General features: G+C 65.9%; 23 protein-coding genes and 1 riboswitch. Of the genes, 11 read left to right on the top strand and 12 right to left on the bottom strand.

The genetic code is table 11. The features are described 5' to 3' along the window. The first annotated feature begins 11 nt into the window (after window positions 1-11). Window positions 12-2,681, top strand: a complete 2,670-nt coding sequence (locus I6F12_RS25675; protein ID WP_225157514.1) for a TIGR02302 family protein — start codon at window positions 12-14, stop codon at window positions 2,679-2,681. Between the two features lie 160 nt (window positions 2,682-2,841). Here I6F12_RS25675 and I6F12_RS25670 read toward each other — a convergent pair whose 3' ends face one another. Continuing rightward, complete coding sequence (locus I6F12_RS25670) at window positions 2,842-3,216, bottom strand: response regulator (RefSeq protein WP_035996894.1); 375 nt, start codon at window positions 3,214-3,216, stop codon at window positions 2,842-2,844. 37 nt (window positions 3,217-3,253) lie between these two features. Then, on the bottom strand, window positions 3,254-4,132 hold the full coding sequence (locus I6F12_RS25665) for an MJ0042-type zinc finger domain-containing protein (protein ID WP_225128574.1): 879 nt from the start codon (window positions 4,130-4,132) through the stop codon (window positions 3,254-3,256). 180 nt (window positions 4,133-4,312) lie between these two features. On the opposite strand from I6F12_RS25665, the gene ftsE reads away from it, so the two are divergent. The 4 genes from ftsE (at window position 4,313) to I6F12_RS25645 (ending at window position 7,702) form a co-directional block, all read left to right on the top strand. Further along, a complete protein-coding gene (gene ftsE, locus I6F12_RS25660; RefSeq protein ID WP_057028593.1) occupies window positions 4,313-4,972 on the top strand; it encodes a cell division ATP-binding protein FtsE in 660 nt (219 codons plus the stop codon). Next, window positions 4,965-5,933: an ABC transporter permease gene (locus tag I6F12_RS25655; protein ID WP_035996909.1), complete on the top strand. Its 969-nt coding sequence runs from the start codon at window positions 4,965-4,967 to the stop codon at window positions 5,931-5,933. The genes ftsE and I6F12_RS25655 overlap by 8 nt, the downstream gene beginning before the upstream one ends. A 282-nt stretch (window positions 5,934-6,215) precedes the next feature. Next, the gene (locus I6F12_RS25650; protein ID WP_225147391.1) at window positions 6,216-6,920 is read left to right on the top strand and encodes a YdcF family protein; all 705 of its coding nucleotides are present in this window, start codon (window positions 6,216-6,218) and stop codon (window positions 6,918-6,920) included. Between the two features lie 11 nt (window positions 6,921-6,931). Beyond that, a complete protein-coding gene (locus tag I6F12_RS25645; protein ID WP_035996922.1) occupies window positions 6,932-7,702 on the top strand; it encodes a lysophospholipid acyltransferase family protein in 771 nt (256 codons plus the stop codon). A gap of 97 nt (window positions 7,703-7,799) precedes the next feature. Here I6F12_RS25645 and I6F12_RS25640 read toward each other — a convergent pair whose 3' ends face one another. Further along, window positions 7,800-8,411, bottom strand: a complete 612-nt coding sequence (locus I6F12_RS25640; RefSeq protein WP_225113041.1) for a gamma-glutamylcyclotransferase — start codon at window positions 8,409-8,411, stop codon at window positions 7,800-7,802. A 110-nt stretch (window positions 8,412-8,521) separates the two neighbouring features. Between I6F12_RS25640 and I6F12_RS25635 the strand changes: the two genes are divergently transcribed. Beyond that, complete coding sequence (locus I6F12_RS25635) at window positions 8,522-9,706, top strand: DUF2125 domain-containing protein (protein WP_036020798.1); 1,185 nt, start codon at window positions 8,522-8,524, stop codon at window positions 9,704-9,706. A 119-nt stretch (window positions 9,707-9,825) separates the two neighbouring features. Here the strand turns inward: I6F12_RS25635 and I6F12_RS25630 are convergent, their stop codons facing one another. Genes I6F12_RS25630 through I6F12_RS25620 form a run of 3 tightly spaced genes read right to left on the bottom strand, consistent with a single transcriptional unit; the run spans window position 9,826 to window position 12,738 of the window. Next, entirely contained in the window at window positions 9,826-10,761 is a 936-nt protein-coding gene (locus I6F12_RS25630) for a prephenate/arogenate dehydrogenase family protein (protein ID WP_225128579.1), read from the bottom strand. After that, window positions 10,758-11,855: a histidinol-phosphate transaminase gene (gene hisC, locus I6F12_RS25625; protein WP_225157513.1), complete on the bottom strand. Its 1,098-nt coding sequence runs from the start codon at window positions 11,853-11,855 to the stop codon at window positions 10,758-10,760. The genes I6F12_RS25630 and hisC overlap by 4 nt, the downstream gene beginning before the upstream one ends. Window positions 11,856-11,889: 34 nt before the next feature. Then, window positions 11,890-12,738, bottom strand: coding sequence for a chorismate mutase (locus I6F12_RS25620; protein ID WP_036040392.1), 849 nt, complete (start codon window positions 12,736-12,738; stop codon window positions 11,890-11,892). 156 nt (window positions 12,739-12,894) lie between these two features. Then, window positions 12,895-12,974, top strand: a riboswitch (SAM riboswitch). A 94-nt stretch (window positions 12,975-13,068) separates the two neighbouring features. On the opposite strand from I6F12_RS25620, the gene I6F12_RS25615 reads away from it, so the two are divergent. Both I6F12_RS25615 and metW read left to right on the top strand, forming a co-directional pair. Further along, window positions 13,069-14,271 carry a homoserine O-acetyltransferase gene (locus tag I6F12_RS25615; protein WP_157286853.1) on the top strand — a complete coding sequence of 401 codons (1,203 nt, stop codon included), beginning with the start codon at window positions 13,069-13,071 and terminating at the stop codon, window positions 14,269-14,271. A gap of 2 nt (window positions 14,272-14,273) precedes the next feature. Then, window positions 14,274-14,936: a methionine biosynthesis protein MetW gene (gene metW / locus I6F12_RS25610; RefSeq protein WP_035996939.1), complete on the top strand. Its 663-nt coding sequence runs from the start codon at window positions 14,274-14,276 to the stop codon at window positions 14,934-14,936. 116 nt (window positions 14,937-15,052) lie between these two features. Here metW and I6F12_RS25605 read toward each other — a convergent pair whose 3' ends face one another. Then, window positions 15,053-15,916, bottom strand: a complete 864-nt coding sequence (locus I6F12_RS25605) for an alpha/beta hydrolase (RefSeq protein WP_035996943.1) — start codon at window positions 15,914-15,916, stop codon at window positions 15,053-15,055. A gap of 213 nt (window positions 15,917-16,129) precedes the next feature. Between I6F12_RS25605 and I6F12_RS25600 the strand changes: the two genes are divergently transcribed. Beyond that, a complete protein-coding gene (locus I6F12_RS25600; RefSeq protein ID WP_109142255.1) occupies window positions 16,130-16,783 on the top strand; it encodes a TIGR02594 family protein in 654 nt (217 codons plus the stop codon). 118 nt (window positions 16,784-16,901) lie between these two features. Here the strand turns inward: I6F12_RS25600 and I6F12_RS25595 are convergent, their stop codons facing one another. Further along, window positions 16,902-17,690 carry an MOSC domain-containing protein gene (locus tag I6F12_RS25595; RefSeq protein ID WP_225157512.1) on the bottom strand — a complete coding sequence of 263 codons (789 nt, stop codon included), beginning with the start codon at window positions 17,688-17,690 and terminating at the stop codon, window positions 16,902-16,904. Window positions 17,691-17,929: 239 nt separating this feature from the next. On the opposite strand from I6F12_RS25595, the gene clpB reads away from it, so the two are divergent. Continuing rightward, entirely contained in the window at window positions 17,930-20,569 is a 2,640-nt protein-coding gene (clpB, locus tag I6F12_RS25590; protein WP_225153186.1) for an ATP-dependent chaperone ClpB, read from the top strand. A 41-nt stretch (window positions 20,570-20,610) separates the two neighbouring features. Here clpB and I6F12_RS25585 read toward each other — a convergent pair whose 3' ends face one another. Beyond that, window positions 20,611-21,030, bottom strand: a complete 420-nt coding sequence (locus I6F12_RS25585) for a nuclear transport factor 2 family protein (RefSeq protein ID WP_225153184.1) — start codon at window positions 21,028-21,030, stop codon at window positions 20,611-20,613. Between the two features lie 126 nt (window positions 21,031-21,156). Here I6F12_RS25585 and I6F12_RS25580 point away from each other — a divergent pair, with 126 nt between their 5' ends. After that, on the top strand, window positions 21,157-21,897 hold the full coding sequence (locus tag I6F12_RS25580) for an AraC family transcriptional regulator (RefSeq protein WP_225157511.1): 741 nt from the start codon (window positions 21,157-21,159) through the stop codon (window positions 21,895-21,897). A gap of 206 nt (window positions 21,898-22,103) precedes the next feature. Here the strand turns inward: I6F12_RS25580 and I6F12_RS25575 are convergent, their stop codons facing one another. The 3 genes from I6F12_RS25575 to I6F12_RS25565 form a co-directional block, all read right to left on the bottom strand. Further along, complete coding sequence (locus I6F12_RS25575; protein WP_225157510.1) at window positions 22,104-22,367, bottom strand: hypothetical protein; 264 nt, start codon at window positions 22,365-22,367, stop codon at window positions 22,104-22,106. 87 nt (window positions 22,368-22,454) lie between these two features. Further along, window positions 22,455-24,074, bottom strand: a complete 1,620-nt coding sequence (locus I6F12_RS25570) for a hypothetical protein (RefSeq protein WP_225157509.1) — start codon at window positions 24,072-24,074, stop codon at window positions 22,455-22,457. A gap of 153 nt (window positions 24,075-24,227) precedes the next feature. Further along, the gene (locus I6F12_RS25565) at window positions 24,228-26,291 is read right to left on the bottom strand and encodes a M23 family metallopeptidase (protein WP_035996962.1); all 2,064 of its coding nucleotides are present in this window, start codon (window positions 26,289-26,291) and stop codon (window positions 24,228-24,230) included. Window positions 26,292-26,700 lie beyond the last annotated feature (409 nt).

Raw genomic sequence — 26,700 nt, 5'->3', positions numbered from 1 at the left:
TGGAGAGTTGATTGAACGGCCTCACCCCCGAGCCGTCAGACCCGATCCGCAACGGCGATGCGCTGTCGCGGCTGAAGCTGGCGCAGGCCCTTGATCGGGCAACTTATGCCATCGCGTGGGAGCGTGCCTGGCCCAATGCGGCGCGCCTTCTGACCGTCGTCGGCCTGTTCCTGGTGGTGTCCTGGGCCGGCCTCTGGCTGGCGCTGCCGTTCACGGCCAGGGCCGTCGGTCTCGCCCTCTTCGCCGCGATCGCGGCGGCCGCCCTGTTCCCGCTGATTCGCTTCCGCTGGCCGAGCCGCGAGGAAGCGCTGGCTCGGCTCGACCGTGGCTCCGGCATCCGGCACCGCCCGGCCACCGCGCTCACGGACACGCTGACCTCACAGGACCCGGTCGCGCAGGCGCTGTGGCAGGCGCAGCGCGAGCGCACGCTCGCCTCCATCAAGCGCATCCGCGCCGGTGTGCCGCAGCCCCGGCTCGCGCTTCACGACCCCTGGGCGCTGCGTGCCCTCGTGATGGTGATGCTGGTCGCGACCTTCTTTGCCGCGGGTGACGAGCGTGCGATGCGCCTTGGCGCCGCCTTCGACTGGAACGGGGTGCTGGCGCCGGCCAATGTTCGCGTCGATGCCTGGGTCACGCCGCCGCTCTACACCGGCAGGCCGCCGGTCATCCTGTCGGCCGCCAACAAGGAAGCCGCGGCGCTGCCCGCCAGCGGCCCGCTTGCCGTTCCCGCCGGCTCGACCCTGATCGTGCGCTCCTCCGGCGGCAACCTGGATGTCGCCGTCTCCGGCGGCCTCAAGGAGGTCGCCCCGGCCGAAGCCAGCCCCAAGGGGACCAACGAAAGGCATTTCGCGATTTCCGGCGACGGCACCGCGCATGTCCGGGCGCCCTCCGGCCAGCCGCAATGGGCCTTCGCCGCCACGCCGGATCGTCCGCCGACGATCGCGCTCGCGAAGGACCCGGAGCGCCAGGCGCGCGGCGCGCTCCAGCTCTCCTACAAGATCGAGGACGATTACGGCGTCACCGGCGCCGAGGCGAAATTCGCCCCGCGGCCGACCGACGCCAAAGATGGTGCCAAGGATGGCCCCAAGGATGGTCCGAAGGCCGCCGCCGGTGATGGCGACAGCAGGACGGCGCCGCGGCCGCTGTTCCAGCCGCCGAAATTCCCGCTCGCCCTGCCGAATGCGCGCACCCGCAACGGCGTCGGGCAATCCGTGAAGGATCTCAGCGAGGATCCCTATGCCGGCGCCGAGGTCACGCTGACGCTCACGGCCAAGGACGAGGCCGGCAACGAGGCCGCCAGCGAGCCGTTCAACATGCGCCTGCCCGAGCGGCTCTTCACCAAGCCGCTGGCCCGTGCATTGATCGAGCAGCGCCGCATCCTCGCGCTCGACGCCAACAAGAATTCGGACGTCTATGCCGCGCTCGACGGCCTGATGATCGCGCCCGAGATGTTCACGCCGGAGCCGGGACAATATCTCGGCCTGCACAGCGTGGCCCGGCAGCTCGAAGCGGCGCGTACCGACGATGCCCTGCGCGAGGTCGTGGCGAGCCTGTGGGCGCTTGCGGTGACGATCGAGGACGGCAAGATCTCCGACGTCGAGAAGGCGTTGCGCGCGGCCCAGGAGGCGCTGAAGCAGGCGCTGGAGCGCGGCGCGAGCGACGAGGAGATCAAGAAGCTCACGCAGGATCTGCGTCAGGCGCTGAACGATTTCATGCGTCAGCTCGCCGAGCAGTTCCGCAACAACAATGACCCGCAGCAGCTGGCGCGGCCGCTCGATCCGAACACCAAGGTCCTGCGCCAGCAGGATCTGCAGAACATGATCGACCGGATGGAGCGCCTGTCGCGCTCCGGCGACAAGGATGCCGCCAAGCAATTGCTCGACCAGCTCCAGCAGATGCTGGAAGGCCTGCAGATGGCGCAGCCGGGACAGTCCGGCGAGAGCGAGATGGAGCAGGCGCTCAATGAGCTCGGCGACATGATCCGCAAGCAGCAGCAATTGCGCGACAAGACGTTCAAGCAGGGCCAGGACTCCCGGCGCGACCGCTCGCGCGGCAAGCAGCAGCAGGGCGATCAGTCCATGTCGGAGCTGCAGCAGGACCAGCAGGGACTGCGCGACCGCCTGAAGAAGCTGCAGGACGAGCTTGCCAAGCGCGGCCTCACCCAGAAGGGGCAGAAGGGTCAGCAGGGCCAGCAGGCACAGAAGGGCCAGAAGGGGCAGCAAGGCGAACAGGGCCAGCCCGGCCAGAACGGCGATCAGGACGGCGACCAGGGCGATGACGGCAGCCTGGACGCAGCCGACGGTGCCATGGGCGATGCCGGATCAAAGCTCGGCGAGGGTAATGCCGACGGCGCCGTGGACTCGCAGGGCAAGGCACTCGACGCCATGCGCAAGGGTGCGCAGAAGATGGCCGAGGCGATGCAGCAGGGCGATGGCGACGGCCAGGGCGACGGCCCCGGCCAGCGTGCCGGCCGGCAGCAGAGCGGCGGCAACCAGACCGATCCGCTCGGCCGGCCGCTGCATGGGCGCGAATATGGCGACGATTATACAGTCAAGATTCCCGGCGAGATCGACACGCAGCGTGTCCGCCGCATTCTCGAAGAGCTCCGCCGCCGTCTCGGCGATCCTTCGCGGCCGCAGATCGAGCTCGACTATCTCGAGCGGCTGCTGAAGGAGTTTTAACTCCACACTCGGTGTCATCGCCCGGCTTGGCCGGGCGATCCAGTACGCCGAGACCGCAGTGATTGAATCGAGAAGCAGCGGCGTACTAGATGCCCCGCCCCCCGTGCGCAATTGCGCACTAGGCGGGGCATGACAGCGGCATGTGTGGCGAATGCCGACGCTAGCCCTTCTTCGCCGCCAGCGCATCGGCGACCGCCGTGCGGATATCGGCGACCGAGAACGGCTTGGTCACGACGTCATGCACCAGCGCGTTCAGGTTCGAGGCGCGCTCGCGCTGGTCGGCAAAGCCGGTCATCAGCAGGATGGTCAGGTCGGGAAAATCGCGCGCCGCGGAGAGCGCCAGCGCGATGCCGTCCATCACCGGCATCTGGATGTCGGTGAGCAATAGGTCGAAGGCGCCATCCTCGCGGGTCAGGATCTCCAGCGCCTCTGCACCGTCCTGGGCGGTGACGGTCTCGTGGCCGTCCATGGCAATGGCGCGCGCCACCAGCGCGCGCATCGAATCCTCGTCGTCGGCGATCAAGATCTTCGGCATGAGACGAACCTTGGTATCAACCTCCCCTGGGGGGCGATTATACGCTGCCGCCGGCAATGTCGCGCCGGTTGAAGAAACGAACGTCGATGTTGCGGCCTTCCGGCGGCGGTGAGGCCAGGCGCGAGCGGAAGAAGGCGCGCTCACCTGGCCGCAGCACGGTCTGCTCCAGCACCGCATTCCAGGCATAGATCTCCGCGCCCTGGGCGTCGCGCACGGCAAAACGCAGCCGCGGAATGTCGAGCGGCTTCTTGCCCTCGCCGACGATGACGCCCTCGATCACCAACACCTGTTTACCGTCCACGGTCTCGCTGGAGAGCTTGACGTCCTTGAAGGCGAGACCCCGCAAGTTCACCTCGAGCCCGACCATCTTGTAGAACGCTGCCGTCTGCGGCAGCAGCCGCACCACGTCGCCGCGCCAGAGCACCAGTGCTAGCACCAGCGCGCCCATCGCGGCGCAGGCGGTCGGCAGGCCAAGATAGGATTTGCGCGGAGCTGTGGTGGCGACCGGGCGGCTCACCCGCGCGCCGCGGCGGGGGAACAGGCTGCGGAACCAGGACTGGTGTTGCGCGCCGACGGCCTCCTCTTCGGCCTGCCGGGCCGCTGCCGACCATTCGTCCTCGGTCTCGCGGGTCTCCTCATCCGGCCAGTCGCTGGCGATCGAGGGACTATCGACGACCGGCGTATCAGTGGCGCCGTCGTCCTTGGCATAGGAGTTCCATTGTTCGGCGAGGTCGGACTGGTCGTCGGCTCGGCTGGCCGCGGCCATGGCCGGAACGGACGCCTCCTCGATGGCATCCTCGGCGTGGGCGATCCAGGTCTCCTTGCAGCGGGAGCAGCGGACCGCCCGCCCGTTCGCCCCAAGGCTCGCGAGCTTGATGGCGTAGGATGTCATACAATGGGGGCAGACGATATGCATGGACGAGCCTTGATGCATGAACGAAGGTCTTGACGATGCCACGGTCGCGGAGACCGGGCGCCCCTTATGCTACTGGGCGACCGTTAACGAACCGGAAACCATAACGGCGGCAAAACCCGTTGATCGCGTATGGCGGAGCGCCGCAAGGCGGCCCGCGCCTCCTCTCGAACGGAGCTGAGCTTGGTTCGGTTCGAAAATGTCGGATTGCGTTACGGTCTGGGGCCGGAGATTTTGCGCGACCTCACCTTCCAGATCCCCGCGCATTCCTTCCAGTTTCTCACCGGACCGTCCGGCGCCGGCAAGACGTCGCTGCTGCGCCTGTTGTTCCTGTCGCATCGACCGACGCGGGGCCTCGTCAATCTGTTCGGCCACGACATCTCGCAGCTCGGCAAGGACGAGATCGCAGACCTGCGCAAGCGCATCGGCATCGTACTACAGGATTTCCGCCTGCTCGATCACATGACGACCTATGAGAACGTCGCGCTGCCGTTCCGCGTCATGGGCCGCAGCGAGTCGAGCTACCGCAAGGAGGTGATCGATCTGTTGCGCTGGGTCGGCCTCGGCGACCGCATGGACGCGCTGCCGCCGATCCTGTCAGGCGGCGAGAAGCAGCGCGCCGCGATCGCGCGCGCCGTGATCTCGCGGCCGCAGCTGCTGCTCGCGGACGAGCCGACCGGCAGCGTCGATCCGACGCTCGGCCGCCGCCTGCTGCGGTTGTTCATCGAGCTCAACAAATCAGGCACCGCCGTCATCATCGCCACCCACGACATCGGCCTGATGGACCAGTACGAGGCGCGGCGCCTGGTGCTGCACCAGGGACGGCTGCACGTCTATGAGTAGGCTGGACGAGCGCGGCGTGCTGGTCGATCTCGGGCAGGAGCGTCCGCAGCTTCCGGCCAAGGCGCGCAACATGTCGCCGATCGTGCCGCGCGCCTCGATCCACGGCAGAGCGCTGCTCGCGGTGGTCGCCATCATGACGTTCCTCGCCTCGATGGCCACGGGCACGGTGCTGCTGGTGAGTGCCTCCGCCGCCGAATGGCAATCGGATGTCGCGAGCGAAATCACCATCCAGATTCGTCCGCAGGCCGGCCGCGATCTCGATCGCGACACCGCCGCCGTGGCGGAAGCGATGCGCACGCAAGCCGGTATCGTCGAGGTCAAGCCGTTCACCAGGGACGAGAGCGGCAAGCTGCTCGAGCCCTGGCTCGGCACCGGCCTGTCGATGGACGATCTGCCGGTGCCGCGCATGATCATCGCGCGCGTGCAGCCGGGCACGCCGCTCGATCTCGGCGCCTTGCGCGCGCGCGTGGCGCAGGTCGCCCCTAGCGCCAGCGTCGACGATCACCGCGCCTGGATCGAGCGCATGCGCCTGATGACGAACGCCACCGTGCTGGCCGGCCTCGGCATCCTCGCGCTCGTCATCGTCGCAACCATCATCTCGGTGTCGTTCGCGACGCGCGGCGCAATGGCGGCGAACCGTCCGATCGTCGAGGTGCTGCATTTCGTTGGCGCCGGCGACCGCTACATCGCCAACCACTTCCTGCGTCATTTCCTCAGGCTGGGCCTGGAGGGCGGCGTGATCGGCGGCGGTGCCGCCATGCTGATGTTCGGCTTCTCCGAGTCCATCGCAGGCTGGTTTTCCGGGACTCCCGTCGGCGACCAGTTCGCCGCGCTGCTCGGCACCTTCTCGCTGCGCCCTTCCGGCTACATCGTGCTCGCGGTTCAGGCCGTCCTGATCGGCGCCATTACCGCAGTCGCCTCGCGCCAAACGCTGTTCGCGACATTGAATGATGTTGATTGAGTTTCTTTTCTTCCCTTCTCCCCTTGTGGGAGAAGGTGGCGCGAAGCGCCGGAGGAGGGGTTCTGTCCACGCGTACAGATGTCGAGGTGAATGCGCGGAGAGAACCCCTCACCCGTCTCGCCGCTTTCGCCATAGCCGATGCAAAGCATCGGCATTCTTAAGAACGGCGGCCGGCGGCCGCCTATGCGACCCTCTCCCACAAGGGGAGAGGGTGAAGAAACCGGACTCCACTTCGCCTCAAAACGTCATAAAATCAGATCGGGAAGGGATCACCGACATCGCATGAGCTCGCCGACCGACGATCGATCGCCGAAACTGCCGCGCGGCTGGCTGCGCGCGGCAATCGTGTCGACGATCGCGCTCGCCTTCGTCGGCGCGGCGGCGGGCTTCATTGCGTTCCTGGCGCAATTGCGCGGGGCCGAGAAAGTACCCGATCGCAAGGCGGACGGCATCGTGGTCCTGACCGGCGGCTCCTCGCGGGTATCGGACGCGATGGAGCTGCTGGCTGCCGGCTACGGCAGGCGGCTCCTGATTTCCGGCGTGCATCCGACCTCGACGGCGAACGACATCTCCCGCACCTTGCCGGAGAATCAGTCCTTCATGACCTGCTGCGTCGACCTCGACCGCACCGCGCTCTCGACCCGCGGCAACGCCGCGGAGGCGCGGCGCTGGGCCGAGGGGCGCCGGTTTACGTCTCTGATCGTGGTCACCTCGAACTATCACATGCCGCGCGCGCTGGTGGAATTCTCGCATGCGATGCCGCGGACGACGCTGATCCCGTTCGCGGTGGTCGGCGAAAAATGGCGCGAGGAGCCGTGGTGGATCTCAGGCTCGACGCTGCGGCTGCTCCTGTCCGAATACGTCAAGTACGTTGCGGCCGAGCTCAGGGTGCGGCTGGAGGATTTCGGGATTGACCTTTGGCCCGAGATGTCGGAGCAGCCTGCAGGTCAGCAACCGAAGCGGCCCGCCACCGCGCAGGCCAATTGATCGGACCATCGATGTTCCTGATTTTCCTGCGATCGCTCGTATTCAACGTGCTGTTCTATGCCGTGTTGGTCTGTCTGGCGATCGTTGCGCTGCCGACCTTTGCATTGCCGCCGCGCGCCATGCTGACGGTGGCGCAATGGTGGGCCAAGGCCACGCTGGTCCTGATGCGCCTGGTATGCAACATCAAGGTGGAATTCCGCGGGGTGGAGAAGATCCCGACAGGACCGCTGCTGATTGTGGCCAAGCATCAGTCGTTCTGGGAGACCTTCGTGCTGCCGGGTTTCTTCAACCGGCCGATCTTCATCCTCAAGCGCCAGCTGATGCAGATCCCGGTGTTCGGTCAGTTCCTGGTCAAGACCGGGATGATCGCGATCGACCGCAATGCCGGCGTGAAGGCGCTGCTCGAGATGACGCGGCGCGCGCGCGAGGCGGTGCGCAGTGGAAAGCAGCTCGTGATCTTTCCGGAAGGCACGCGCCGTGCGCCGGGCGCGCCGCCCGATTACAAGACCGGCTTTGCGCAGATCTATTCCTCCTGCGGCGTGCCGTGCCTGCCGATCGCGCTCAATTCCGGCCTGTTCTGGCCGCGCCGCACCTTCATGCGCTATCCGGGCACGCTGGTGGTCGAGTTTCTCGAACCGTTGCCGCCGGGCCTGCCGAAGGACGAGTTTCTCGCACGCGTGCAAGCGGCGATCGAGGACGCGACCGCCCGGCTCGTCGAAGCAGGGCGGAAGGAGCAAGAGCAGTTGATCGGCTCGGCGCCGAGCTACGCGCCGACCGGCTAAAGCGCGATGAGATTGGGATGAATCTTCATCGCGCTTTGGGTTGTTGTTTACGCATGATCTTTCCGGAAAACCGCTTCGCACTTTTCCGGATCATGCTTTAGCGGCTTTCGCGATCTTCGTCCGGAGCCGTCGTGTGCAGGGAATGCGCATCACCATGCAGCATCAATGCAAGCTGATGCAGCTGCGTGTCGCGAAAGCCTTCGGCCTCGATCGCCTTCACCGTCGCGGTGACGTAGTCGCGGTTGGCGCCGGACTGGCCGTGGCCCTGGACGACATGGCGGTGCTGCTCGGCCAGCGAGAGGCGGCCGGCATATTGCACATGACCGCGGTCGACGACGTAGGCGAGCGCGGCGACGCGCTGGCGTGCATCGTTCTCCAGCCACACCGAGCGCATCACCTCGCGATAGACCGAGGTGACCTGCTCGCGTGCGCGCAAATAGGCGACCACTTCGGCACGGTTCTTCTCGGCGACACGGAAGGCGATGCCGCGGCAGGCGCCGCCGCGGTCGAGTCCGAGCACCAGGCCCGGCTTCTCCGGCGTGCCGCGATGCACGAAGGAATAGACGCAGAGCGCGCGATGCTCGCCGACCAGCCGCGCCGGGACGCGCTCCTCGAAATCGAAGCCCGGCCGCCACATCAGCGAGCCGTAGCCGAACACCCAGAGGTCGCCCTTGGCTGTGGTGACGGAGGGGAGGGTGATTTCGGACATTTCGGGGACGGCTACCAGAACCCTGCGCCCAAGCGAAGCGATTTCTGCGCCTTTCGTCGCAGGCCCGCCCCGCTTACATTTGCCTGAATCTGGCGTCAAAGGGTCGCCGCATGTCCAATATGACCGTTGCCACTGGCCGCCGCTCCCGCTGGGGCCTTTTCATTGCCCCCGTTCTCGTCCTGGTCCTCGCCGTCGGCTGGACCTGCTTCTGGTTCTATGCGGCGTGGCAGGCCGAAATCGTCGCCGACGCCTGGCGGGCGCAGGAGGCCAAGGCCGGCCGCATCTATGATTGTGCCAAGCGCTCGATCGCCGGCTTCCCGTTCCGCTTCGAGGTCCAGTGCTCCGGCGCCAGCGTCGCCCTGGTCTCGCAGAACGCGAGCAAGACGCCGTTCACGGCCAAGCTCGACAACATCCTGGTCGTGGCCCAGGTCTACGACCCCAAGCGCATCATCGCCGAATTCGCAGCGCCCGCCACGCTGATCGACGGCATTACGCAAAACACCTTCACCGTGAATTGGAGCAAGGGCCGCGCCAGTGTGGCGGGTCTGCCGGCTGTGCCGGATCGCGCTTCCATCGTGTTCGACGACCCCAGCCTCAACCGTCTCGATGGCAGCGTGCAGGTGCCGCTTGCGCGCGCCAAGCAGGTCGAGCTGCACGGGCGCCTTGCCGATGGCTCGCCGGCCGATCATCCGGTGATCGAGACCGTGCTCCATGTCGCGCAGGGCAGCATCCAGGGCGTGCATCCGCTGCTCGCCGAGCCGTTCGAGGCGGACACCCGCGCCAAGATCACCGGCCTCTCCGACCTCACGCCCAAACCGTGGCCGCAGCGCTTCCGCGAGATCCAGGCTGCCGGCGGTCACATCGAGATCGTGCAGTCGCGCATTCAGCAGGGCGAGATGATCGCGGTCGCGGCCGGCACGCTCGGCCTGTCGCCCAACGGCCGGCTCGACGGCGAATTGCAGATGACGGTGACCGGCCTCGAGCGCGTGATCCCGGCGCTCGGCATCGAGAAGATGCTGGAGGAGGGCGTGCCGCAGGCCACGCTGGACCGCGTTGCGCCGGGCGTGAAGTCGCAGGACCTCAACAATCTGTTCGGCGCGCTCGACCGCGCCGTGCCGGGCCTCGGCAAGGTCATCAAGCAGAACGCCAATGCCGGCGTTGCCGCCGGCATCAATTCGATCGGTACCGAGAGCACGCTGGAAGGCAAGAAAGCGCGGAGCTTCCCGCTGAAATTCGTCGACGGTGCCGTGCTGCTCGGCCCGGTCAAGGTCGGTCAGATCCCGCCGCTGTATTAGTTGGCTCCCGTAGCCCGGATGGAGCGCAGCGCAATCCGGGGTTCTTGATCACAGCTGGCACTGTCCCGGATTACGCTTGTGCTCCATCCGGGCTACGCAGCTTTGTCCGGGCTACAGGCTCACGGCTTCTTCAGCGCCGCATGCGGCCGTCCGAAATCGGGCGCTGCGGAATCCTGGCCGATCTCGACGATGCCGCGGCGGATGGCGCGGGTGCGGGTGAAGTGGTCGAACAGCGCCTCCCCGTCGCCGCGGCGGATCGCGCGGGTGAGCTTTGCCAGATCCTCGGTGAAGGTGCCGAGCATCTCCAGCACGGCCTCCTTGTTGGCGAGGAAGACGTCGCGCCACATCGTCGGATCGGACGCCGCGATGCGGGTGAAATCGCGAAAACCGCCGGCGGAGAATTTGATCACCTCGGATTCCGTCACCTGCGCCAATTCGTCGGCGGTGCCGACGATGGTGTAGGCGATCAGATGCGGCAGGTGGCTGGTGATGGCGAGCACGAGGTCGTGATGATCCGGCGTCATCACCTCGACCTTGGCGCCCATCGCCGCCCAGAACGCGCGCAGGTGCTCCGTCGCCGCTGCGTCGCTGCCATCAGGCGGGGTCAGGATGCACCAGCGGTTGATGAAGAGCTCGGCGAAGCCCGAATCCGGGCCGGAATGCTCGGTGCCTGCCACCGGATGCGCCGGCACGAAATGAATGCCGCCCGGCAGATGCGGGGCCATGTCGCGGACCACAGCGCCCTTGACCGAGCCGACGTCGGAGACGATCGCACCCGGCTTGAGATGCGGCGCGATCTCCTGCGCTACGGGTCCGCAGGCGCCGACGGGAATGCAGAGGATGACGAGATCGGCATCCCTCACGGCCTCCGCATTGGTCGCCACCACCTGATCGACGATGCCGAGCTCGGCGACACGCGCGCGTGTCTTCTCCGAGCGCGCGGTGGTGACGATTTCACCGGCCAGTCCCTGGAGCTTCGCAGCGCGGGCGATCGAGCCGCCGATCAGGCCGAAGCCGATCAGCGCCACGCGCTGGAAGTGCGCCTGCGCGCTCATTTGCCGCCCATGAAGTCGCGCAAGCCTTCGACGACGAGGCGGTTGGCCTCCTCAGTGCCGATGGTCATGCGCAGCGCATGCGGCAGGCCGTAGTTCTTCAAGCCGCGCAGCACGAGCCCCCGCCTGGTCAGGAAGGCATCGGCGTCATCGGCGGTCCTGCCCTTATCGGTCGGGAAGTGGATCAGCACGAAATTGGCGACGCTCGGCGTCACCTTCAGCCCGAGCTTGCCGATCTCCTCGGTGAGCCAGTTGCGCCAGGTCTCGGTGAACTGCTTCGACATCGCCTGATGCGCGGTATCCTCGATCGCGGCGACCGCGGCATACATCGCCGGCGTCGACACGTTGAAGGGACCGCGGATGCGATTGACCGCGTCGATGACGTGCTCGGGCCCGAACATCCAGCCGATGCGCAGCGCGGCAAGACCGTGGATCTTGGAGAAGGTGTGCGTCACCACCGTGTTCTCGGTGGTGGCGACAAGCTCGATCCCCATCTCATAGTCGTTGCGCGAGACGTAATCGCAATAGGCGGCGTCCAGCACCAGCAGCACGTGCGAGGGCAGGCCGGCGCGCAGCCGCTTGACCTCGTCGAATGGAAGATAGGTGCCGGTCGGGTTGTTGGGGTTGGCGAGCCAGACCAGCTTCGTCTTCGGCGTCACGGCTTTGAGAATGGCGTCGACGTCGGCAGTGAAGTTGGTTTCGGGCGCGACCACGTTATTGGCCCCGTTCCCCATGGTCGCGATCGGGTAGACCAGGAAGCCGTGCGCGGTGGAGATCGCCTCGTCGCCCTGGCTGAGATAGGTGTGCGCGAGCAGATTGAGGATCTCGTCCGAGCCGGCGCCGCAGATGATGCGGTTGGGATCGAGCCCGAACGAGCGGCCGATCGCCTCGCGCAGCACGCGCGAGGTGCCTTCCGGATAGTCTTCCAGATGATCCGCCACGCGCTTGAAGGCTTCGATCGCCTTGGGCGAGGGGCCGAACGGCGTCTCGTTGGCGGAGAGCTTGAACACCTTGCGGCCCGGCTCCGGCACCGGGCTCTTGCCGGGCGTGTAGGGCGCAATATCGAGAATGCCGGGATTCGGCACGGGGCGGGACATCTTGGACTCCGGATAGGCTGGGCTGCTCGCGATTTTACGATTTCGGCCCGGTCGGGGGCACCGTATAGCGCGTTGCGTGGCTGCCGACGAGGGCCACAGAGCGCACCGAGGCCCCCGCCTCGATCAGGGCAGCCCTGATCTTGTCGATGCTGGTCGCGCCGGTGACCGAGACCAAGAGCGCCGCGCCGTCGAAGGCGGTATCAGGCACGGCCACGATCTCGGCGAGCGGCGACAGCGCGCGGGCGACCTCGGCGTTCCATCCCGAGACGCGCACGCTGAAGGTCTCGACCTCCGTCACCAGGGCGCTGTCGGCGACGCGCGAGATCGCGAACACCGGCAAGGCGGCCGGATGGTCGGCACGCTCGATGAAGGGCATCCGCGCGATGATCTTCGGCGCGCCGTCCGCTTCCAGCTCCAGCCACCATGGCGTGCGGCTCGAGGTCGCCGAGACCATTGCCAGATCACCCTTGGATTTCGCTACCGCCTCGACCGCGGCCTGTGCGCTGAAATGCGCGACGTAAGGCACGGTGAAGCCGAAATTGAAGCGCACGGAATCGCGCATCGCCGCCTCGCTGGCCGAGATGTCGGCATGCACGGAGAACGGCGCCTGTACGTAAGTGAAGGTCGAGATGATGACGCGCCAGATGCTCTCGACCGTGTCGAGCGGCAGGATGCCGCGATGACGCTGCACGATCTCGCGCATCATGGCAGCCTCGCGCGCGGGACGGAACGCCGAGCCGACCTCCTGGGTCTGCTTCACCTGGATCAGGCGATCGATGATCTCGCCGCGCTGCATGAGGAGGCGATGCATGCCCTCGTCGATCGCGTCGATCTCCTTGCGCAGTTCCTGAAGCGATGGTGGCGCGGGCGGACGTTGGGACATGTCTGGTCGTCGATCGTTCCGGTGGGGGATATCCTGATTAGGCAGTCGGGGCGGCGAAAGCAAAGAGAAATGACGTGCTTTGCGGGCGTCGCGGCAGAGGCGAATTGGGCCGATCCGGGCCGCGACTTGACGAAAACCGCCCAAGACGGTAGCTTTTGCCCGTTCCGTGGTCATTTGAGCCGGCCGGCTTGCAGCCACGTTAAAAAACTCGCTAAACAGGCCGGGGACGCTTCCGATCCCGGCCGAACCTATCGTTCAGGCCGGGTTTTTCATGGCCTGATGTCAGCGGCGCGGTCGAGCAGCCAGTCGCAAACGAGGTCGATGTCCGAGATGGGTAGCGTCAAGTCGATACCGAGTCCTGCGATCAGCGCCGATGAGCGATCGCACGAGGTGGATCATCCAAGCTCGCTGGTTGCGCATTTCGGCACCGAGCAGCCGCTGCGGCTCGATTGCGGCGTCGATCTCACCCCGTTCCAGATCGCCTACCAGACCTATGGCGAGCTCAATGCCGATCGCTCCAACGCCGTGCTGATCTGTCATGCGTTGACCGGCGACCAGCATGTCGCCAACGTACATCCCGTCACCGGCAAGCCGGGCTGGTGGGAGACGCTGGTCGGTCCCGGCCGACCCATCGATCCCAAGCACTACTTCATCATCTGCTCCAACGTGATCGGCGGCTGTATGGGCTCGACCGGGCCGGCGTCGATCAATCCCGCCACCGGCAAGGTCTGGGGCCTGGACTTCCCCGTCATCACCATTCCGGACATGGTGCGCGCGCAGGCGATGCTGATCGACCGGCTCGGCATCGACACGCTGTTTGCGGTCGTCGGCGGCTCGATGGGCGGCATGCAGGTGCTGCAATGGACCGCCGCCTATCCGGAGCGCGTGTACTCCGCGCTGGCGATCGCCTGCGCGACGCGGCACTCGGCGCAGAACATCGCCTTCCACGAGCTCGGCCGCCAGGCCGTGATGGCCGACCCCGACTGGCACGGTGGCGGTTATGCCGACCGCGGCATCCATCCGCATCGCGGGCTCGCGGTGGCGCGGATGGCGGCGCACATCACCTATCTCTCGGACGCGGCGCTGCACCGCAAGTTCGGCCGGCGCATGCAGGACCGCGAGCTGCCGACCTTCTCGTTCGACGCCGATTTCCAGGTCGAATCCTATCTGCGTTACCAGGGCTCGTCCTTCGTCGAGCGCTTCGACGCCAATTCCTATCTCTACCTGACGCGGGCGATGGACTATTTCGACATCGCCGCCGACCATGGCGGCGTGCTGGCCAAGGCCTTCGCCGACATCAAGACCCGCTTCTGCGTGGTCTCCTTCACCAGCGACTGGCTGTTTCCGACCTCGGAATCGCGCGCGCTGGTGCACGCGCTGAACGCTTCGAGCGCGCGCGTGTCATTCGCCGAGATCGAGACCGATCGCGGCCACGACGCCTTCCTGCTCGACGTGCCCGAATTCTTCGACATCTCCCGGGCCTTCCTGCAATCGGCAGGCAAGGCCCGCGGACTCAACCTCGAGGACCGTTAGCGATGTCCGTGCAGGAAGTGTTGCCGCTGGACGGCGTTGCCGCCAGGCCATCGGGTGATTATCGCGCCGATCATCGGCTGGTCGCCGAGATGGTCAAGCCGGGCTCGAAAGTGCTCGACGTCGGCTGCGGCGACGGCGATCTGCTTCAGCTGCTGGAGACCCGCGGCATCGACGGCCGCGGCATCGAATTGTCGCGCGAAGGCGTCAACCGCTGCGTCGCCAAGGGGCTCGCGGTGGTGCAGGGCGATGCCGACACCGATCTCGTCAATTATCCCGACGATGCCTTCGACTACGTGATCCTGTCGCAGACGCTGCAGGCGACGCGGCAGCCGAAGGTCGTGCTGGAGAACCTGCTGCGCATCGGCCGCCGCGCCATCGTCTCGTTCCCGAATTTCGGCTTCTGGAAGATGCGGCTCCAGCTCCTGATCGGCGGCCACATGCCGCGCACGGAGAATCTGCCGGCGACCTGGTACGACACCGCCAACATCCATTTCTGCACCATCAAGGATTTCGTGCAGCTCTGCGACGAGATCAACGTCAAGATGGAGCGCTCGGTCGCGCTCGATCTCTACGGCCGCCCGGTGCCGCTGAACCTGCCCTGGTGGGTGTGGAACATGTTCGGCGAGCAGGCGGTGTTCTTGCTGAGCCGCGGCGGGGGGAAGTAGTTTCTCTCCGTCATTCCGGGGCGATGCGAAGCATCGAGCCCGGAATCCATCGTCCAACAGCGCCTGCAGCCCGATGGATTCCGGGCCTGCGCCTTCGGCGCATCCCGGAATGACAGCTAGTGGGAAACCAGCGACCGCGGGTCCCGCACCGGCCAACGTCCTGCTTCCACCAGCGTCACGAACCGCTCGACACTCTCGTTGAACAGCGCGGGCTCCTCCAGGTTCAGCACGTGGCCGGACTTCGGAAACATCGCGAGCCCCGCCGCGGGCAGGTGCTTCTTCAGGAACAGGCTGGCGCCCACGCAGGGCTCGTCCTCGTCGCCGCAGATGATCAGCGCGGGTGTTGCCGCGCCTCTGATCGCGTCCGTCATCGTGTAGATCGAGGGACGGCCGCCCTGGAATCCGCGCATGGTGCGCGCCGATCCCTTGGCATCGTGCCGCGCCAGTGCGGCGTAGAAATCGGCATGCCCGCGTGGATCCTTCACCAGGAACGGAATCCGGCTCGGCGCCTCGCGCGTGACTTTCGCGACCTCCACCGATCCCAGCGTCTCGAACTGCTCGGCATTGGCGCGGCACTGCGTGCGCCAGGTCTCCAGGTTCTCGAGCTCCGAGCCGGAGCCGACGCCGGCCAGCGTCATCGACAGTGCGCGCTGCGGCGCGTTCAACCCGATCTGCAACGAGGAATAGGCGCCCATCGAAAGACCGACGAGATGCGCGCGCTCGATGCCGAGATGATCGAGCACCGCAAGCGCATCGGTGTAGAAATGCGTGTAGGTGTAGACCTCGCCGTCAGGCACGTCCGACGGCGTGTAGCCGCGCGCCGAATAGGTGATGCAGCGATGGCCACGCGAGAAGTAGCGCATCTGCGGCTCCCAATTGGTGTAGTCGGCCGCGAACTCGTGCAGAAAAAGTATCGGCGTTCCCTGGCCCGCCTCCTCGAAATAGATGCGGACGCCGTCCCTGGTCGTGGCGTGGGGCATTAACCGTTTCCCTCTGTTTCAAGCCGTGTTCGAGGATCGCAGTTAATTCTGTTGTCGGCAATGCGGCAGCAGCGCCGAGCACGAACACAAAATCATTGCAGCCATTCGCGGGCGTTGCGTCTTTTTCTCGCCACATCGGGCGGCTTAACGGCCAAACGGATGTCGGCCATTGCACGGGCCGGCGGGAAGTGGGGGTGTCAAGAAGGATGAAGAATGTTCGAGTTGTTTGCGTCTCGCCTGTCGCGTTGTGTTGTCGCGCTGGCGCTGTTCTTCGCGGCGTTCGCCGTGTTCGTTTCTCCGGCCTCGGCACGGCCGTATCATCGTCATAGCGCAGAGCGGCACGGTTACGTGCATCACGCCAGACATCATCACCACCGTCACTATCGCCATCATGCCCGCAGTTCGCGCTTCGAGCGCAGCGCGGCGCAATTGCAGGCAAGCGGCTTCGCCGACACCCAGGCGAGCTATGATCCGAATGCCAATGCCAGCGGTGCCGGCATGAATGGAGGCTTCAGCGGAGGATCGGGTCTCGTCTCCGAGGCTCGCCGCCATATCGGCGGCAATCCGACCGGGCGCGGCCGCCTGTGGTGCGCGCGCTTCATGAACATGGTGCTGGAGCATACCGGCCATCGGGGCACCGGCTCCGACATGGCGAGCTCGTTCGCGCGCTACGGCACGCGCATCTCCGGACCGCAGGTCGGTGCCATCGCCGTGATGTCGCGCGGCCGCCGCGGCGGTCATGTCGGCATCATCACCGGCATCGACGCGCAGGGTAATCCGATCATGATCTCCGGCAACAACGGCAACCGCGTCCGCGAAGCCCCGGTCTCGCGCGGCAAGATCTATGCGTATGTGATGCCGAACTGACGGTGGAGCTGTAGCGACGGTCTCGTAGGGTGGGCAAAGCGAAGCGTGCCCTCCGCTCGACGAGATGGTGGGCACGGCGCAAGAGCGCCTTTGCCCACCCTACGGCAGCGGAGTTAGCTCACAGCAGCTTCGGCTCTTCCACCGCCACCACATCGCCGACGCCGACGTCACCGTCGGCGATCACCTCGGCATAGATGCCGCAGTCCATATGGCCGAGATGGCGCGAGAGCGTGGGCGGGATTTCGAGATCGCGCTTGGCGGTCTCGGGGTCGACATTGGTGGCCGGGCAGCGGACGATGCGCTTGATCACCTTCAGTCTGGCCTGCCCGATCGCGAGCGTCTGGCCGACGAGGTCGAGCTCCGACCAGGCCGGCCAGCCTTTCACGTAGAGATTGGCGCGGAAGCGCAGCGGATGCACGGCGACGCCGCCGAGCATGGTCTCGATGGCGCGGACGCTGTCGAGATTGATGATGGAGACGACCTTGCGGGCAACGTCGGAGAAGCTGTGGTCGCGGCCGGAGAGGATTTTGGGCGGGCCCTTCAACTCGGGCTGAAAGTTCTCCGTGAAATAGGCCTCGATGGCGGCGCGCCCGGCGGCGGTCTCGAGATCGCCGCTGGCGACGATCTGGCCGTCCTTGCGGATGGTCAGCACGTTGGTTTCGTCGTCGAACCGGCTGTCGAGCTCGGCCAGCCGCTCATTGCGCGCCAGCATCAGGAACTGGATTTTCGGCTTCCATTCGGGCGCCTCGGGGTCGAACCCGCTCGGGCCGTTCTCGATGGCGTAGCGGCGGTCGGCCGGCAGGGTCTGGCCGACCCGCAAAGGAACGTGCGACAGGCGCTCCGGCGTCAGGCCCTTGATCGGGTAGCGGTAGAGGCCGGTGATCTCGGCGGTATGGCTGGCTGTCATGCCGCTACTTAAGGGATTCGGCCCGCCACCGCCAAGCCCGCCCGTCCGCGCACGAAATGGTGAAGTAGCCTCTTTCGCATCCGCAACCTGCTTCCCACATCTGGCCGAGGCCGGCGGCAACGCCGGCAAAAGACGACCGTTACCGGTTGAGAAACGTCAATGCGGTAATTGGAAACCCAATGAAGATGCCGTTTGGGGTGCCTTAGAGGGCCCCGAGGGCAGGCCGAGGGACAGAAAAGATGAATATCGAGAAGTATACCGAACGCTCCAGGGGCTTCATCCAGTCCGCGCAGTCGCTCGCCATGCGCGAGGGGCACCAGCAGTTCTCAACCCTGCATGTGCTGAAGGTCCTCTTGGACGACAATGAGGGGCTCGCCGCCGGTCTGATCGACCGCGCTGGCGGCAATTCCCGCGCAATCCTGAAGGCGACCGAGGACGCCCTCAACAAGGTGCCGAAGGTCTCCGGCGGCGGTGCCGGGCAGATCTATCTCGCGCCCGAGCTGGCCCGCACTTTCGATGCGGCCGAAAAGGCCGGCGAGAAGGCCGGCGACAGCTTCGTCACGGTCGAACGGCTTTTGCTCGGGCTCACGCTGGAGAAGACCAGCGAGGCCGGCACCATCCTGAGCAAAGGCGGCGTCACGCCGCAAAACCTCAACGCGGCGATCGAGGCGCTGCGCAAGGGCCGCACGGCCGACAGCGCGACCGCTGAGAACGCTTATGATGCCCTGAAGAAGTATGCCCGCGACCTCACCCAGGCTGCGCGCGACGGCAAGCTCGATCCGGTCATCGGCCGCGACGAGGAGATCCGCCGCACGATTCAAGTGCTCTCGCGCAGGACCAAGAACAACCCCGTCCTGATCGGCGAGCCCGGCGTCGGCAAGACCGCCATCGCCGAAGGCCTCGCGCTGCGCATCGTCAACGGCGACGTGCCGGAGAGCCTCAAGGACAAGAAGCTGCTCTCGCTCGACCTCGGCGCACTGATCGCAGGCGCGAAATACCGCGGCGAGTTCGAGGAGCGGCTGAAGGCCGTGCTGCAGGAAGTGACCGGCAGCGAGGGCACATTCATCCTGTTCATCGACGAGATGCACACGCTGATCGGCGCCGGCAAGGGCGACGGCGCGATGGACGCCTCCAACCTGCTCAAGCCGGCGCTCGCGCGCGGCGAGCTGCACTGCATTGGCGCGACCACGCTCGACGAGTACCAGAAGCATGTCGAGAAGGACGCCGCGCTGGCGCGGCGATTCCAGCCGATCTTCGTCAGCGAGCCCTCGGTCGAGGACACCATCTCGATCCTGCGCGGCTTGAAGGACAAGTATGAGCAGCATCACGGCGTGCGGATCACCGATTCCGCGCTTGTTGCGGCGACGACGCTGTCCAACCGCTACATCACCGACCGCTTCCTGCCCGACAAGGCGATCGACCTCATGGACGAGGCCGCGGCGCGGCTAAAGATGCAGGTCGATTCCAAGCCGGAAGAGCTGGATTCGCTCGACCGCGAGATCATCCGGCTCAAGATCGAGCAGGAGGCGCTGAAGAAGGAAAGCGATGTCGGCTCCAAGTCGCGGCTCCAGACCCTGGAGAAGGACCTGGCCGAGCTCGAGGAGAAGTCGGCGGCGCTGACGGCGCGCTGGAGCGCGGAGAAGAACAAGCTCTCCGACGCCCAGAAGCTGAAGGCCGAGCTCGACGGCTTGCGTGTCGAGCTCGCCAATGCGCAGCGGCGCGGCGAATTCCAGAAGGCCGGCGAGCTGGCCTATGGACGGATCCCGCAGCTCGAGAAGCAGCTTGCCGATATCGAAGCCAAGGAGAACTCGGGCGAGATGATGGAGGAGGCTGTTACCGCCAACCACATCGCGCAGGTGGTCTCGCGCTGGACCGGCGTGCCCGTCGACAAGATGCTGGAAGGCGAGAAGGAGAAGCTCCTGAAGATGGAGGAGCAGCTCGGCAAGCGCGTCGTCGGCCAGGCCGAGGCCGTGCGTGCGGTCGCAACCGCCGTGCGCCGCTCGCGTGCCGGCTTGCAGGACCCGAACCGCCCCACCGGCTCGTTCATGTTCTTAGGGCCGACCGGCGTCGGCAAGACCGAGCTGACCAAGGCTCTCGCGGAGTACCTGTTCAACGACGAGACCGCGATGGTCCGCCTCGACATGTCCGAATACATGGAGAAGCACTCGGTCTCGCGGCTGATCGGCGCGCCTCCGGGCTATGTCGGCTATGACGAGGGCGGCGCGCTCACCGAGGCGGTGCGGCGCCGACCCTACCAGGTGGTGCTGTTCGACGAGATCGAGAAGGCGCATCCTGATGTCTTCAACGTGCTGCTGCAGGTGCTCGACGACGGCCGCCTGACCGACGGCCAGGGCCGCACCGTCGACTTCCGCAACACGCTGATCATCATGACCTCGAACCTTGGTTCGGAATATCTGGTGAACCAGCCGGAGGGCGAGGACACCTCGGCCGTGCGCGAGCAGGTGATGGGAATGGTGCGGGCGCACTTCCGCCCCGAATTCCTCAACCGCGTCGACGAGATCATCCTGTTCCACCGCCTGCAGCGGAGCGAGATGGGCCGGATCGTCGAGATCCAGTTCGCGCGGCTGCAGAAGCTCCTGACCGATCGCAAGATCGTGCTGAGCCTCGATGCCGCCGGCCGCGACTGGCTGGCTGCCAAGGGCTGGGATCCCGCCTACGGCGCACGGCCCTTGAAGCGGGTGATCCAGCGCTACCTCCAGGACCCGCTCGCCGAGATGATCCTCGCCGGCGACGTCAGGGACGGCGACAATGTCGCGATCTCGTCCGAAGGCAACGTGCTGACCTTCAACGGCAAGGCGCCGCAGACCGCCGAGATCACCCAGTTCGAGGCGCCGTTGGCAAAGCGGAAGCTGAACTGATGAAATACACGCCCTCCGCGCCAAACTCGCGGAGGGCGTTTTCAATCCGCTAAGAACGCGTCCACCACTGCCTGATCGCGGTCGTAGACCCAGCATTCGCTCAGCAGGCCTTCACGCACGGCATAGACCAGCAACCGTTCCAGTTCAGCCGTGCGACCGTCCCGGCTGAATGATTCCCGTGCGAGAATGGCGCCGCGCCGCGGCCCGGCCATCACGTCATCGATGGCGAGCAGTTTTCGGTTGGAGCGGCGTGCGACCTCGGCCAGAGTGGCAAGCGCGGCCGCCTTGCCGCGGTGAGTGCCGGCGAGCGGATTATGGCCGGCATAGTTCAGCATGAATTCATCGTGGTAGCAGGCGGCGATCGCGGCGCGGTCACCGGCCTGCCAGGCGGTCGCGTAGCGCGTGATGGCGGCGCGGATCGCGGCGATTTGTGCGGCGTCGTCTACCAGAACTCTGTCCATCGATATGATCTCCCGGGTCATCGGCAGCGCTGTGCCGGTGCGCTATGATGAGGCATGACCTCGCCTTCCGGCTTTCAGGAACTGGCTATCAGCACGCCGCCCAGCGGCGGACCAAAGAGGGCGCGGATGCTCGATTGGGACGCGCGGGTGCTCTATCTCGGTCCAGCCTTCGGGCTGACGCCCCACCGCAATGCCACCGGCGTGCTGGCCGTCGCGCTCGACGGGGCGATAGGCGTAGCTAACGATCCGAGGGCGCGCTCACCGTCTTATCGCCAGACCCGCAGCGTGCTGATCATGCCCAACAGTCTGCACCATCTCCGCACCGATGCTGGACGGATGGCCTTCCTCTATGTCGATCCCCTCGGCCGCGATATCGAGGCGCTTCGCTCACGAATGAAGGAGGTCGGATCGAGGGCCGCGTTCGACATGATCGACGAGAGGTCGGTCGTCGCGCTGTTCGGCGCCATCGCGGAGCGACGCCTCGCATCTGAGGACGCGCAGCAAGCAGCCCGCGATATGCTTGGGATCGGATCAAGTCCGCAGCCAGATGCAAGAATTGCCGCCGCCATCGAGCGGATGCGCGAGCAGCCCAGCGGTTCGCACACCCTTGCTGAACTCGGCCGCAGGGCCGGACTTTCGTCCTCGCGCTTCCTGCATCTTTTCAAGGACGTCACGGGTGTGCCGCTCCGCCGCTACCGGATCTGGTCCCGGATCGGCGCTGCCGCGCGGGCGGTCGCACAAGGCCAATCGCTGACCGAGGCCGCGCATGACGCGGGCTTTTCCAGCTCCGCGCATTTCAGCACGGCCTTCCGCGACATGTTCGGTATGATGCCGTCGGAATTGTTCGCACGGGTGCGTGCGGGCTAGAGTCTGCAACGTTCTGTTGCAGGTACTCGGCGACGGCCCGCTGACCGAGGGCAGGGCTGTACCGGCGATTCCGCGACATGCTGATCATCATGGCCTCGAACCTCGGTCCGAGTATCTCGTGAACCAGCCGGAGGGTGAGGATCTGAAATGAAATCCGCCCCGGAGGTCACCTCTCCGGGGCGTCTTGTTTTGCTGTCTCGCCAAATTTAGTTGCCGGCCGCCAGGGCGGAGCGCGGCTCGACGCCGTCCTCCTCCTCCTCCTCCAGCTCCGACAAAATATCCACCAGCTCGCGCACCCGGCCCTGCGCCAGCGGGCGCAAATCGTTGATCATCGGCTCGTCGTTGGCGAGCCAGGCCTGGGCCTCGGCAAGCTCCTCGGCGGTCGCGCCAGTTCCGATAATCTGGGCAATGGTGACATCGTCGGCGCGGTCCACGGCTTTGACGACATCGTCGCGTGAGAGGCGCGTCATGGGCGATCCTCCTGCTGGCTTCCGGTCAGCGTCTAAACGGCGAACCGGCGCGCCGGTTCCCGGGGTCGAGCCCCGTGCACGCCACTGCTATTTCTTCACCACCTTGTAGATCGCATTCTCGACATCCGAGCTGACGTAGATCGCGCCCGTCGCGCCGACTGCGACGCCGGTGGGGATATGCGTCGGCAAGCCGCCGGGGGCGCCGGTCAGGCCGATCGGGAGATTGGCTGCGATCTCGGTGACCTTGCCGGATTCCGGCACGATCTCGATCAGCCGCTTGGCGCCGACTTCGGCGACGATCAGCTTACCGTCGCCGGTGCGCGCGATGCCTTCTGGCATCTTCAGATCCTTGGCGATCACGGTCTTTTCGCCGGTGCTGTTGATTTTGGAGATGATGCCAGCAAAAGCCTCGGTGACGTAAACCTCGTCGCCGGCCCCGCGGACGAGACCCATCGGACCCTCGAGCGCGCCGATCAGCGTGGTGCGATCCTTGCCGTGCTCGCCGCTCACCTTGACCAGCGACTTGGTGCCGAGCTCGGCTACCAGGATGCTGCCGTCCGCGAGCACGACCGCGTCATGCGGCGCCTTGAAGTCGTGCAGCATGTCGCGCGTCGCGCCGGTCTTGCCGTCGATCACCTGCACGGTGCCGGTGAACCAGCTCGACAGGACCACGTCGTTGCCCTTCGCCGTCGCGCTCATCGGATATTCGAGCGTCGTGCCAGCGGCGTGCATGCGCGCCTTTTCGATGACCTCGCCGGTCACGCCGTCCACCGTGCGATAGGCGAACAGGTCGGCGACGTGGATCGTGTCCTTGCCGTTCTCCGAGGTGACGCCGATGCCGCCGGGCAAAGCGAGCTTGCCGATGATGATCTGCTTGGCATGACCAGTCGCGGGATCGACCTCCTGGATGCCGTTGTCGGCCATGTTGGAGACATAGATGCGGTCCTTGTCGTCGATGGCGAGATTGTCCAGCGACGGCTTCAGCTGCGCGACCATGGTCTTGGCGCCCGATTTGGGATCGACCCGGACGAGCTGGCCGAGCGCGGTGTCGATCACGACGAGATTGCCCTTGGAATCGAAGTTCACGGCGGCCGGGATCTTGAAGCCGTCGGTGACGACACTCAGCTCGGCCTTGTCGACGTCGACCCTTGCGACCTGGCCCTTGAACCAGAGCGGACCATAGAGCTTGTCGTCGGGACCGAACTCGAAGCCGTTGAGGCCGCCCATCTTCTCCATGATCTGGCGGGGCGGTTTGACGCCCTCGACGTCGATCTCGTAGAGCGCATCGCCGAGGAAAACGGTGGTGGCGTAGAGCCTGCCGTCCTTGCGGAAGGCGAGCGAGTTGATGCCGGGCAGCCCGGACGCGAGCTTCTTGATCGGTCCGTCGCCCTTGCGCGCATAGAGATCGCCGGCGAGGAAGCCGGTCCAGGCCATGGTGCCGTCGGGCGCGAATGCAATGTCGTCGGCCATCCCCACCGGTGCCGGGATTGCAACCTTGGCGCTGCCGCCGGCAATGTCGACCTCGTAGAGCGCAGCGCCCGCGACGCTGCCGGCAAACAAATGGCCGGCCTTGTCGACACCGAGCCCGTGCACGCCGTGGAATGCCGAGCCCGGCACGAGTCTCGTGACCTCCCAGCCGTCGGCCGATGCGCTCGTTGTGGAGAACAGCGCAGCAATCAGGGCTGCGCAGGCGAGCCTGTTTCTCATGGCGTGACCTCCCATTTTTTGGAAAGTATTCGCCCGTCCTGCGGCTTTGGCAAACGAAACTTGACGTTGTGACGCCGCGAAGCGGCCTCGCTGCGCAGCGTACTTGCTTGAAATCCTGTTTGAAAATACCGGCCTTCTCGGCCGGTTGTCGGCTTACCGGTTGGTGACCTGCAGCGGCCCGCCGGTGGCGTCCGACATCCGGGCGATGGCGCCGCCGCGGCCGCTCATCATGCCGTCGAGCCGGTCGCGCTCCTTCTCGAAGCTTGCCAGCATCGGGCCCTCCAGCGAACGGCCACGCGGCAGCTTCACGCGCATCGGGTCGACGAAGCGGCCGTTGACCAGGATCTCGTAATGGACGTGCGGGCCGGTCGACAGGCCGGAGGAGCCGACGAAGCCGATCACCTGGCCCTGCCGCACCTTCTTGCCGGGCTCCATGCCCTTGGCGAAGGCCGACATGTGGCCGTAGGCAGTCTCGTAGCCGTTGGCGTGCTTGATGCGGATGTACTTGCCATAGCCGCCCTCGGGGCCGGCCTTCTCGATCATGCCGTTGCCGGAGGCGAAGATCGGCGTGCCGTAGGAGGTGGACCAGTCGACGCCGGTATGCATCTTCACGTAGCCGAGGATCGGGTGGCGGCGGCCGCCGAAGCCGGAGCGCATGATGGCGTTGTTGACGGGCTTTCTGACCAGGAACTTCTTCGCGCTCTTGCCGGTCTCGTCGTAATAGTCGACGAGGCCGTCGTCGGGGCTCTGGTAGCGGTAGTATTTCTTGGTCTCGCCGCCGACGGTGAGCGAGGCGAACAGCACCTCGTTCTTCTCGGTCGCGGTCACGCCCTCGTCCTCGCCCGCGTAAAACACGTCGAAGGAATCTCCGGGCTGCACCTTGCGCTGGAAATCGACGTCGTAGGAGTAGATCTTGATCATGTCCTCGATGACGGGCATCGGGACCTTGTTGCGCATCGCGGTCTCGTAGATGCTCTGGTAGAGCCGCACGCCGGAGCCGTCATCGTCATCCTCGTCGTCGCTGCTGGCGTTGGCCGCAGTATCGGCGACGGTATTCATGCTGGAGACGTCGACGGCGACGTATTTGCCGAGATCGGACAGCGCCGCGATCGCTTCCACCATCGTGTCGTTTGCAACCACGACGCGATAGGGCTGCAGGCGGGCGCCGGGACTTGCGGGCGCCATCAGGATGCGGAGCTTCTCGCCTTCCTTCAGGCCGCCGTCGCGGCCGCGCGGTCCGAGCGTCGCGGTGATCGCCTTGATCTCGTCGGCATTGGCGCCGAGATCGCGCAGCACGCCGGCGACGCTGTCGCCCTTCTTGACCATGTGGACGCGTTCGCCGTTGGGATTGCCGCCGGTGATCTGCTCCTTGGTCTTGGGTAGCAGCGTGACGTTCTCCGGCACCACGCGCGTCTCGAAGCCGGCATAGGGATCGGACGGCGAGGCCTCGGCGGCGTAGGCGGTTCTGATGTCGGAAGGACCGGTCGCGCCGGAGATGTCGGCAGCCGTGTTGGCGAGCGAGGCGTAGCGCACCCCGCCATTGCCGCGCCAATTGGCGGCATCGCGCACCCGCATCAGGATGTCGTCGAGTGCCACCACCGCGGAAATCTTGGCCTTCGGCAGCACCGGCGACAGGTCCTTGGTGACGAAGGACACTTCCGCGTCGGGCTCGACGGCTTCGGGATTGTTGGGATCGTCGGACGCCGTCTTCGGGTCGGAGCCGACATCGGTCAGCAGGCGCTGGGCGTTGAACGGCGGGATCTTCGCCGACAGATCGCTCGTCGTCATCGACAGATTGCCGGCGATCCGCACGAACGGACGCACCCGCATCACGTCACGGTTGCCGACGCGGGCAACCGTCGAGACGCGCATCACGTTGCGTGAAGCGGTGGATTCGCTCGGCGGCGGCAGGCGATCGCTCTTGTGCAGCGTGGCGGCACGATCGGCGGCGCCGAATGCTCCGCGCAGCGCGCCTTCGACCCGCTCCGGCACCTTGGCGAAGGTCATCTCGCCGTCGAGCGAAGCGAAAACGGCGCCGCCGATCAGGGCTGCGCCGCAGAGTCCGGTCAAAATTGTCCCGCTGAACCATTGCACCGAGACGCGTCGGCGGTCGATCACCGCGGCTTCAGAACCATCGACGGACAGCGGCGGCTCGTGGCCGAGATCGATGATCCCGGTCTCACGCCCGTAAGTGCCGCGTGACGTCCTGTGGTTCAACCCAAGTCCCCCAACTCAACGACCCAAGATGCCCGGTTTCGAACCTGTCCCAGGCTGCCCTCTTGAACGGGGATCGCCGGAGCAGGCAAGCCGCACAACTGTCCGCGCCCAGAAAGCCCCTTGATGGGGCCGGCCGAAATTACGAACAGCTGGACGGGTAAAGCTCTCTCGATGTCTTTCGAATGCCGAAGGAAGGTCGCGTCATTTGCAACATCGCCTTCCTCTGACCCCATGAAAATCGCCGGCAGCCCCCACAGGCGTCCCCGCGATTCAAGCTTGTCTCTTATCAGAACGCCGCGGGATTGTGGCTCAAGTACGGCGCCAAATATGGAAAAAGTTTCCTAAATGCCGGGCCGTAAAGGCCCCCGTGAGATCACGGGCTGAGCTCGAGCGGGGTGGGGGACAGGGC

The organism is Bradyrhizobium sp. IC4059, from assembly GCF_020193615.1.
Taxonomy (GTDB): domain Bacteria; phylum Pseudomonadota; class Alphaproteobacteria; order Rhizobiales; family Xanthobacteraceae; genus Bradyrhizobium; species Bradyrhizobium yuanmingense.
This window is presented reverse-complemented; position numbering and strand designations above follow the sequence as displayed.